Genomic DNA, 9,623 nt, shown 5'->3' with positions numbered 1-9,623 from the left:
CCGCAGGCCCCGCAGGCCCCGCAGGCCCCGGCCCCCAACTCCCAGCCCGCACAGGCCGGTTACGGCTTCCCGCAGCCGGGCACCACACCCCCGGGCGCCAACCTGCCCGCCCCGACCGCACCCCAGGCACCGCACGCGCCGCACGCGCCGCAGCCTCAGCCGGGGCAACAGCCCGGCCAGCAGCAGCCCGGCCAGCCCATGCCCCCCATGGACCCGCGCGCAGGCGCCGCCTGGCCGCAGCCCGTCACGCACGACCAGCGCGAGCCGCAGGTCACGGGTGGCGCGCCGCTCGGCTACACGGCCGCGGTCGAGCTGTCCTCGGACCGGCTGATCAACCGGAAGCAGAAGGCCAAGAGCAGCCGCCAGCCGGGCACCGCCTCCCGCTTCAAGCTCGGAGCGAAGAAGGAAGAGGCCGAGCGGCAGCGGAAGTTGGACCTGATCCGGACGCCGGTGCTCTCGTGCTACCGGATCGCGGTGATCTCGCTCAAGGGCGGTGTGGGCAAGACGACCACGACCACCGCGCTGGGCGCGACGCTCGCGACCGAGCGGCAGGACAAGATCCTTGCGATCGACGCCAACCCGGACGCCGGCACGCTCGGCCGTCGCGTGCGCCGCGAGACGGGTGCCACGATCCGGGATCTCGTCCAGGCGATCCCGTATCTCAACTCGTACATGGACATCCGCCGTTTCACCTCGCAGGCGCCGTCCGGGCTCGAGATCATCGCGAACGATGTGGACCCGGCGGTCTCGACGGCCTTCAACGACGAGGACTACCGGCGGGCGATCGACGTACTCGGCAAGCAGTACCCGATCATCCTCACCGACTCCGGTACGGGTCTGCTCTACAGCGCCATGCGTGGAGTCCTCGATCTCGCCGACCAGTTGATCATCATCTCGACGCCGTCGGTCGACGGTGCGAGCAGCGCGTCGACGACCCTGGACTGGCTCTCCGCGCATGGATACGCGGACCTGGTCTCGCGGTCGATCACGGTGATCTCGGGGGTCCGCGAGACCGGCAAGATGATCAAGGTCGATGACATCGTGCAGCACTTCGAGACGCGCTGCCGCGGTGTGGTCGTGGTGCCCTTCGACGAGCATCTGTCGGCCGGCGCCGAGGTCGACCTCGACATGATGCGGCCGCGCACGCGCGAGGCGTACTTCACGCTCTCCGCGATGGTGGCGGAGGACTTCGCGCGCGCACAGCAGCAGCAGGGGCTGTGGACGCAGAACGGGACGGGCATGCCGCCGCACATGGCACCTCCGCTGCCGGGGCAGCAGGCCGCTCCCGGTCAGCCGATCCCCGGCCAGCCCATGCCCGGCCAGCCGACGCCCGGTCAGCCCTACCCGCAACAGCAGCCACAGCAGCAGCCGTACGGGGGCCAGCAGCCCTATCCGCAACAGCAGCCCCCGCAGGCCGGGGCCGGGGCGCCCAACTCCGGTGGCGTCCCCCAGGGTTGGCAGCAGAACCCGCAGCAGACCCCGCAGCAGGCCCCGCCGCACGCTCCGCAGCTGCCGCCCGCCCAGGGGCAGGGGCAGACCCCGGGCCCCGAGCTCGGCCCCGTACCGCCCGGAGGCATGCCGCCTCAGGCGTGACCTGACAGCACGCGACAACCACGCGGCCGTACATCTGGCGATCGACGCCAGGTGTGCGGCCGCTCGGCGTTGGGAAGCGGTGAGCCTCAACAGCACACATACGGCGTAGCGGAGGAACCGACCAGCACTTTCACGTGACTAGACCAATGCCGCTCCCAAGGTCCTCAACTCCCTATCCGCTCAAGGTCGTTCCTGCAGGCCAAGCCCCCTAACGGCGACCGTTGACATGTTTAGACCACCGCTGATAGACACACAGACCACTCAGACCCTTCGGCGCTTGTTCCTGCCGTTTCCATGCGAGCGATGACGCGAGGTCACCGACCCATGAACGTAAGAGATCACCACGCCCCGCAGTTCGAATCACCACCGCCCGCCCGGCGCAGGCGTCGGTACCTGTTGGCCTCCGGTGTCGCCGCGTTCGCCCTGACGGCCGGACTGGCCGCAGCGCCGGCCGCGCCCGCAGCGCCCGCCGAGGCACCGGCCCAGGCCCAGCAAGCCCAGCCGGCCAAGGCCAAGGCCGACGGCAAGACCCTCACGGTCGCGCTCGCGCAGAGCGTCGACTCGCTGAGCCCGTTCCTGGCTCAGCGGCTGGTCAGCACGAGCATCCACCGGCTCATGTACGAGTACCTGACCAACTACGACCCCAAGGACAACAAGACCATCCCGGGCTTCGCCACGGAGTGGAAGTCCTCGGCGGACAAGCTGACGTGGACGTACACGATCCGCGACGACTCCAAGTGGTCGGACGGGAAGCCGGCGACCGCCAAGGACGCGGCGTTCACGTTCAACAAGATGATGAGCGACCCGAACGCCGCGCAGGCCAACGGCAGCTTCACCTCGAACTTCAAGAAGGTCACCGCGCCCAGCGACACCGAGCTCGTGATCGAGCTCAAGACGCCGCAGGCGACGATGGTCTCCCTGGACGTCCCGATCGTGCCCGAGCACATCTGGAAGGACGTCAAGGACTTCTCGAAGTTCAACAACGACGACAAGTTCCCGATCGTCGGCAACGGCCCCTTCACGCTGACCGAGTACAAGACCGATCAGTACGTGAAGCTGAAGGCCAACAAGGAGTTCTGGCGCGGGGCGCCGAAGTTCGACGAGCTGGTCTTCCGTACGTACAAGGACCAGGACGCCGCCGTCGCCGCCCTCAAGAAGGGCGAGGTGTCCTTCGTCGCCGGCTCGCCCGCGCTGACGCCCGCTCAGGCCGCAAGCCTCAAGGGCGAGAAGAACATCAAGGTCAACGAGGGGCCGGGCCGCCGCTTCTTCGCCATCGCCACCAACCCGGGGGCGCAGACGAAGGACGGCAAGAAGTTCGGTGACGGGCACCCGGCGCTGCTCGACCAGAAGGTGCGTCAGGCGCTGTTCCTCTCCGTCGACCGCAAGACCATCGTCGACAAGGTGTTCCAGGGGCACGCCGTCGAGGGCGAGGGCTACATTCCGCCGCGCTTCGAATCGTATTTCTGGAAGCCGGAGGGCGATCAGAAGCTCGCGTACGACCCGGACCGGGCCGCCAAGCTGCTCGACGAGGCCGGATATCTGATGAAGGGCGACAAGCGCGTCGACAAGGAAGGGAAGCCGCTCGACTTCCGGATTCTGTGCCACGCGACCGACCCCAACGACAAGGCCATCGGCAAGTATCTGAAGGAATGGTGGGGCGACTTGGGCATCGGACTCGAGGTCCAGTGCCTCGACGATGTCTCGGTTCCCTGGTACGCGGGTGAGTACGACCTCGCCTTCGACGGCTGGTCCGTGAACCCCGACCCGGACTTCGTGCTCGGAATCCACACCTGTGCGGCGCTGCCGGAGAAGGCCAAGGAGAGCGCGGCCACCGACAACTTCATCTGCGACAAGAAGTTCGACGACCTGTACAAGAAGCAGGCCGCCGAATACGACCCGGCCAAGCGTGCCGACACCGTCAAGGAAATGCAGTCCTGGCTGTACGACTCGGGCTACATGAACGTCATCGCGTACCCGAACGCGGTCGAGGCGTACCGCACGGACCAGATCAAGTCCATCAAGACGATGCCCGAGGCCTCCGGCAACATCTATGGCCAGGACGGGTATTGGAGCTGGTGGTCGGCGGAGCCGGCGAGCGCGGGCAGCGGCGGCTCGGACTCCGGGGGCGGCGGTGACGACTCCGGCTCGACGGGCGTGGTGATCGGCATCGTGATCGGTGTGCTGGTGCTCGGCGGTGCCGTGTTCCTGTTCACGCGGCGGCGCGCGGCCACGGCCGACGACCGCGAATAGTCCCACGGGCAAGGACCGACTCAAGGTAAGCAAACCGCACGAGGAACGAGAGTCCTATGACAGCTGAGGGCACTCCGGCGCTCGTGCACAGCGCGGGAGGCGGCGGGCTCGGAGGCGGGCGTGCCGCCAGCGCGCGCGGGGGTCGCGTCGTTCCGGCCGCGGACCACGCGCGCGCAACACCAAGGCCTATCTGCGTTATGCGGCGGGCAAGATCGTGGGGGCCGCGATCTCCTTGTTCGCCGTGCTCGTCACGAGCTTCTTCCTCTTCCGGCTGATTCCCAGCGATCCCGTCAAGCACATGACGGGCGGCCGCCCGGTCTCCAGTGAGCAACTGGAGAACCTGCGGCGGGAGTTCGGCCTCGACCAGCCCATGTGGCAGCAGTTCCTGGATTACATCGGGGACGCGCTGTCCGGCGACTTCGGGATGTCGTACCAGTTCCACGCACCGGTGATGGAGAAGATCACGGCTGCGCTGCCGGCGACGCTGCTGCTCACCGGTACCGCGTTCATCCTCTTCACCGCACTCGGCCTCTGGCTCGGTACGCGATCGGCCTGGCGGCACGGCGGTAAGGGCGACCGCTTCAACAGCGCCCTGGCCCTGACGCTGTACTCCGTACCGTCCTTCTGGCTCGGGCTGTTGCTCATCATCGTCTTCTCCGTCGGTGTGGGTCCCATTCCCGGGCTCTTCCCGACCGGCGGTCTCGAATCCGGCAGCGAGAGCGGATTCGCGTACATCATCGATGTCGCGCACCACATGGTCCTGCCGGTCATCACGCTGGTCGCGGTCGGCTACGCGCAGACCCTGCTCGTGATGCGCTCCTCGCTGCTCGACGAGATGGGCAGCGACTATCTGACGACCGCGCGGGCCAAGGGACTTCGCGACGATGTCGTACGGCGTCGGCATGCCGTACCGAACGCGATGCTGCCCACGTTCACGCTGATGTTCGTGAACCTCGGGCATGTGGTCGCCGGACAGATCCTGGTCGAGACGGTGTTCTCCTGGCCGGGGCTCGGCGGTCTCTTCTACGAGGCGCTCGCGGGCCCTGACCTGCCGCTGGTGCAGGCGCTGTTCTTCCTCTTCGCCGCCGCGGTGATCCTGGCCAACACACTGGCCGATGTGCTGTATCCGCTGCTCGATCCCCGGGTGGGCCGATGACCGCCAAGCCGCCGCTGACCACCGAATCCCCGGTCCCGGCCGAACCTCTGACCAAGGCCGTCGCCGCGAAGAGCCCCCGGGCGCTCAAGGCGGCCCGCATGCGCCAGTCGCTCGGGCGCTTCTGGAAGGAGTACCGCACGCACAGGAGCGGGCTCTGGGGCCTCGCCGCCCTGGCGCTGATCGCTCTGATCGCGCTCGGCGCGCCGCTGCTCGTGGGCGCCGACTCGGAGTCCGTGACGGATGCTCCGGGCCAGGCCATGGAGGATCCGAGCGGTGAATTCCCGCTCGGCACCGACCAGTTCGGCCGCAGCGTCCTCGCCCTGCTGGTCTGGGGCTCCCGTGTCTCCCTGACGGTCGGTCTCCTCGCCGCCTTCCTGTGCGTGGCGATCGGCACCGTCGTCGGGATCGTCGCCGGGCATTTCAAGGGCTGGTTCGCGACCGTCCTCATGCGGGTCACCGACTGGTTCCTGGTGATGCCGACGCTGGTGCTCGCCATCGCCCTCGCGACCGTGATGGACCGCTCCATGTGGACGGTGATCCTCGCGATCGGCGTCACGACCTGGCCGACCACGGCTCGCCTCGTCCGCGCCCAGACCCTGGCCGTCGAGTCCCGCCCGTACATCGAAAGGGCGCGCGCTCTCGGCGGCGGGCACGGGCACATCATGCTGCGGCACGTGCTGCCCAACGTGATGCCCCTCGTCCTCGCGCAGACCACGCTGGTGATCTCCAGCGCGATCCTCACCGAGTCGACGCTCGCGTTCCTCGGGCTCAGCGATCCCACCATCACCTCGTGGGGCGGGATGCTGCAGGACGCGCGCGAGGCCGGCGCCGTGAGCGCCGGACACTGGTGGTATCTCGCGCCGCCCGGACTCGCCATCGCGATGGTGGCGCTGGCGTTCACGCTGTGCGGGCGCGCGGTCGAATCCGTTCTCAATCCCAGGCTGGGGGTGGCCCGTTGAGCCTCTTGGAGGTACGTGACCTGCATGTCACATACGCGAATGGCGCCCAGGCGGTACGCGGCGTCGACCTCACGGTGGACGCCGGGCAGAAGCTGGGCATCGCGGGCGAGTCCGGCTGCGGCAAGTCGACACTCGCCCTCGCGCTGCTTCGACTGCTGCCAGTCGGCACCAAGGTGACCGGGCAGATCCTGCTCGACGGCGAGGACATCCTCGCGATGAAGTGGGGCCGGCTGCGGGCGGTGCGCTGGGCGGGGGCGTCGATCGTCTTCCAGGGCGCGATGCACTCGCTGAACGCGGTGCACCGTATCGGCGACCAGATCGCCGAGCCGATCCGGCTGCACCGGACGACGCCCGCCGGGAAGGTGCGGGAACGGGTCGCCGAGCTGCTCGAACACGTGGGCCTTCCGGCCGCGCGCGCCGAGGCGTATCCCCATGAGCTGTCGGGCGGGCAGCGGCAGCGCGTGATGATCGCGATGGCGCTCGCGTGCGCGCCGGATCTGATCATCGCGGACGAACCGACGACCGCGCTCGACGTGATGATCCAGGCGCAGATCCTGCGCCTGATCGAGGAGTTGGTGGCCGAGCAGGACCTCGGTCTCATCATGATCAGCCATGACCTGGCGGTCCTCGCCGACACCTGCGACCGGCTCACGGTCATGTACGCGGGGCGCGTGGTCGAGGAGGGACCTGCTCAGCAGGTGTACGAGGACGCCCAGCACCCCTACGGCAAGGCGCTGTCGGCGGCGTTCCCCCGGATCGGGGACCCGACGTCGCGGTTCGCGCCGCGCGGGCTGCCCGGGGATCCGCCGGATCCCTCCGATCTGCCGACCGGGTGCACCTTCCATCCGCGGTGTCCGGTGGCGTTGGAGCCGTGTGCGGTGGAGGACCAAGTGCTGGTGGATGCCGGGGAGTTGCGGCGGGCGGCTTGTGTGCACATCCAAGGTGCGGGGGCGCTGGGTGCGCCGGGTGCTGCGGATGTTTCGGTTGGTACGGGTGCTTCGGATGCTTCGGTTGGTCCGGGCGCTTCGGATGATCCGGACGGCTCGGACGGCTCAGACGGCTCGGATACTCCGGGCGCTGCGGGCGCTGCGGACGCTGCGGGTGCTTCGGGTGCTTCGGGTGCTTCTGTGGGGAGTGAGCGATGAGTGCTTTGCTGAGTGCCGCCGGCCTCGGGGTGACCTTCCCCGGACGGCGCGGCGCGCCCGAGGCGCGGGCCGTCGACGGGGTCGACCTGGACATCCGGCGCGGCGAGATCGTGGCGCTGGTCGGCGAGTCCGGCTGCGGCAAGACGACCCTCGCCCGCTCGCTGCTCGGCCTGGTCCCGCCGACGTCCGGCCAAGTGCTCTTCGACGGCGCCCCGTTGACGTATCGCGGAAAGGCACTCAAGGCCTACCGCAAGCGCGCACAGCTCGTGCTGCAGGACCCCAGCGGGTCGCTGAACCCACGGCACACCGTGTACGACGCGGTCGCGGAGGGGCTGCGCATCCACGGGTACGCGGGGGACGAACGCGAGGCGGTGGCGGGCGCCCTGGCGCGGGCGGGCCTTCGCCCGCCCGAGCGCTTCTTCCTGCGCTATCCGCACGAGCTGTCGGGCGGCCAGCGGCAGCGCGTCGTCATCGCGGGCGCGCTCGTCCTCGATCCCGAACTGATCGTCGCGGACGAGCCGGTGGCGTCCCTCGACGCCTCCGTACGCGGGGAGATCCTCGCGCTGCTGCTCTCGCTCCGGACGGAGCTGGGGCTCTCGGCGCTGGTCGTCACCCATGACCTGGGCCTCGCCTGGAACATCGCGGACCGGGTGGCGGTGATGTACCTGGGCCGGATCGTGGAGACGGGAACGGTCGAGGACGTCCTGACCTCGCCCCAACACCCGTACACACAGGCCCTGTTGTCCGTACTCCCGGAAGCACCGGGCGATCCGGTGGTCCTCACCGGTGAACCACCGGACCCTTCGCGCATCCCGGGCGGCTGCCGTTTCCACGCCCGCTGCCAGGTACTCGCCTCCGGCGAGGCCGAACGCGCGGGGGTCGCCGGCGACTGCCGGACCACCTTGCTGCCGGTGCTTTCGGGGGGTGGGGAGCGGCAGGTGGCGTGTCATTGGGCTGCGGCTCGGGTGAGTTCGGGCTGAGCTCCCGCTGATGCACGCCGAAGGGCCCCGCATTCGTGCGGGGCCCTTCGCGTTCTCGGCTGTGTTGTACGGCCCGGGTCGGCTGCTGTGCTTCCCGGCCCGGTGGGCTTCCTGACCGGTCGGCTGCCCGGCTATGCCGCGAGCAGTTCCTTCGAGCGCTGGACGTCGTCCGCGATCGCCTGGATCAGTTGCTCGAGCGAGTCGAACTTCGCCATGCCCCGTACGTACGCGACGAAGTCGACGGCCACGTGCAGGCCGTACAGGTCGAGTCCGACGCGGTCGATCGCGTACGCCTCGACGGTGCGCTCCTTGCCGTCGAACTGCGGGTTGGTGCCCACGGAGATCGCGGCGGGCATGGCCTCGCCCTCGACGTGCAGGTAGCCGGCGTAGACGCCGTCGGCGGGGATCGCGGTGTGCGGCAGGGTCTCGACGTTGGCCGTGGGGAAGCCCAGTTCGCGGCCGCGCTGGGCGCCGCGGACGACGACGCCCTCGACGCGGTGCGGGCGGCCGAGGATCTCGGCGGCGCCCTCGACGTCGCCCTCGGCGACGAGGCGGCGGGTCAGGGTGGAGGAGAACGGGTCGCCTCCGCCGGCCTCTCCGCGTACGAACAGGTCGATCACCTCGACGTCGTAGTCGTACGTACGGCCCTGCTCCGCGAGGAACTCGACGTTGCCGGCGGCCTTGTGGCCGAAGCGGAAGTTGGGGCCCTCGACGACGACGCGGGCGTGCAGTTTGTCGACGAGCACCTTGGCGACGAAGTCGGCCGGGGAGAGCTTCGAGAACTCCGCGGTGAACGGGAGGATCAGCACGGCGTCGACGCCGAGGTCGGCCATCAGCTCGGCGCGGCGGTGGTGCGGGGCGAGCAGCGGGGGGTGGCTGCCGGGGCGGACGACCTCGCTGGGGTGCGGGTCGAAGGTGACGACGACGCTCGGGATGCCCAGCTCGCGGGCGCGGTCGACGGCGCGGCCGATGATCAGCTGGTGACCGCGGTGTACGCCGTCGTAGGAGCCGATGGTGACGACGCTGCGCCCCCAGTCCTGGGGGATGTCCTCCAAGCCACGCCAGCGCTGCACGGTGTTTGCTCCTCGCCGAACCTGTGTGTGTTGTTCTGTTTGCGCAGGACTAAGAGTGCCATGCCTTTTCCGGAGCCCCCGCCCCCGGGGCCCCGCTCAGGGCTACGTCCCCAGGCCTCGGCTGTCCGCGGGTGCTGCTTCCTGGGTGTTCCTCGTCGTGAGGCTCGCGTGCGTGTGCGGTGCGGCGGGGCTGGGGGATGCGTCGCGGTCTCTGAGGTGTGCGGCTCGCGCGCGGTTCGTTGCGGGTCGGGGCCTGGGTGCGGATGACGGGTCGGGGCCTGGGTGCGGATGCGTCGCAGTCTCTGGGGTGTGCGGCTTGCGCCTGCGGTTGGGTCCGGGCCGGGTGCGGATGCCTCGCGGTCACTGCGGTGTGCGGTTCGCGCCTGCGGTTTCGTTGTGGGTCGGGGCCGGGGTGGGGTGCTTGCTCATTCGGGCAATGGCACCGTTCCCGCGAAGGGTCACCGCCG

At 69.5% G+C, this 9,623-nt stretch carries 6 protein-coding genes and 1 pseudogene; 6 read left to right on the top strand and 1 reads right to left on the bottom strand.

The window, feature by feature from the left end; all coding sequences use genetic code 11:
* From JAO81_RS40905 to JAO81_RS40880, 6 genes and pseudogenes are all read left to right on the top strand, one after another.
* Positions 1-1,593 (top strand): MinD/ParA family protein (locus tag JAO81_RS40905; RefSeq protein WP_199553090.1); only part of this gene is annotated, 1,593 nt, incomplete at its 5' end.
* A gap of 324 nt (positions 1,594-1,917) precedes the next feature.
* Positions 1,918-3,843, top strand: a complete 1,926-nt coding sequence (locus JAO81_RS40900; protein ID WP_199553089.1) for an ABC transporter substrate-binding protein — start codon at positions 1,918-1,920, stop codon at positions 3,841-3,843.
* 56 nt (positions 3,844-3,899) lie between these two features.
* Positions 3,900-4,999: pseudogene (locus tag JAO81_RS40895) on the top strand (ABC transporter permease).
* Entirely contained in the window at positions 4,996-5,958 is a 963-nt protein-coding gene (locus tag JAO81_RS40890) for an ABC transporter permease (protein WP_199553088.1), read from the top strand. Before JAO81_RS40895 ends, JAO81_RS40890 begins: the two are co-directional and overlap by 4 nt.
* The gene (locus tag JAO81_RS40885; RefSeq protein ID WP_199553087.1) at positions 5,955-7,103 is read left to right on the top strand and encodes an ABC transporter ATP-binding protein; all 1,149 of its coding nucleotides are present in this window, start codon (positions 5,955-5,957) and stop codon (positions 7,101-7,103) included. Before JAO81_RS40890 ends, JAO81_RS40885 begins: the two co-directional genes overlap by 4 nt.
* Complete coding sequence (locus JAO81_RS40880; protein ID WP_199553086.1) at positions 7,100-8,083, top strand: ABC transporter ATP-binding protein; 984 nt, start codon at positions 7,100-7,102, stop codon at positions 8,081-8,083. The genes JAO81_RS40885 and JAO81_RS40880 overlap by 4 nt, the downstream gene beginning before the upstream one ends.
* A gap of 131 nt (positions 8,084-8,214) precedes the next feature.
* Here the strand turns inward: JAO81_RS40880 and JAO81_RS40875 are convergent, their stop codons facing one another.
* Entirely contained in the window at positions 8,215-9,156 is a 942-nt protein-coding gene (locus JAO81_RS40875; protein WP_199553085.1) for a bifunctional riboflavin kinase/FAD synthetase, read from the bottom strand.
* Positions 9,157-9,623: the final 467 nt, after the last annotated feature.

This window comes from Streptomyces sp. N35, from assembly GCF_016464295.1.
Taxonomy (GTDB): domain Bacteria; phylum Actinomycetota; class Actinomycetes; order Streptomycetales; family Streptomycetaceae; genus Streptomyces.
Note: the sequence above shows the minus strand (reverse complement) of the source record. Positions and strands in the feature narration are given on the sequence as shown.

Bases quoted from the DNA above. Each gene is read 5' to 3' on its own strand.
- JAO81_RS40890 (WP_199553088.1), top strand. From the start codon at position 4,996: ATGACCGCCAAGCCGCCGCTGACCACCGAATCCCCGGTCCCGGCCGAA.
- JAO81_RS40900 (WP_199553089.1), top strand. From the start codon at position 1,918: ATGAACGTAAGAGATCACCACGCCCCGCAGTTCGAATCACCACCGCCC.
- JAO81_RS40880 (WP_199553086.1), top strand. From the start codon at position 7,100: ATGAGTGCTTTGCTGAGTGCCGCCGGCCTCGGGGTGACCTTCCCCGGA.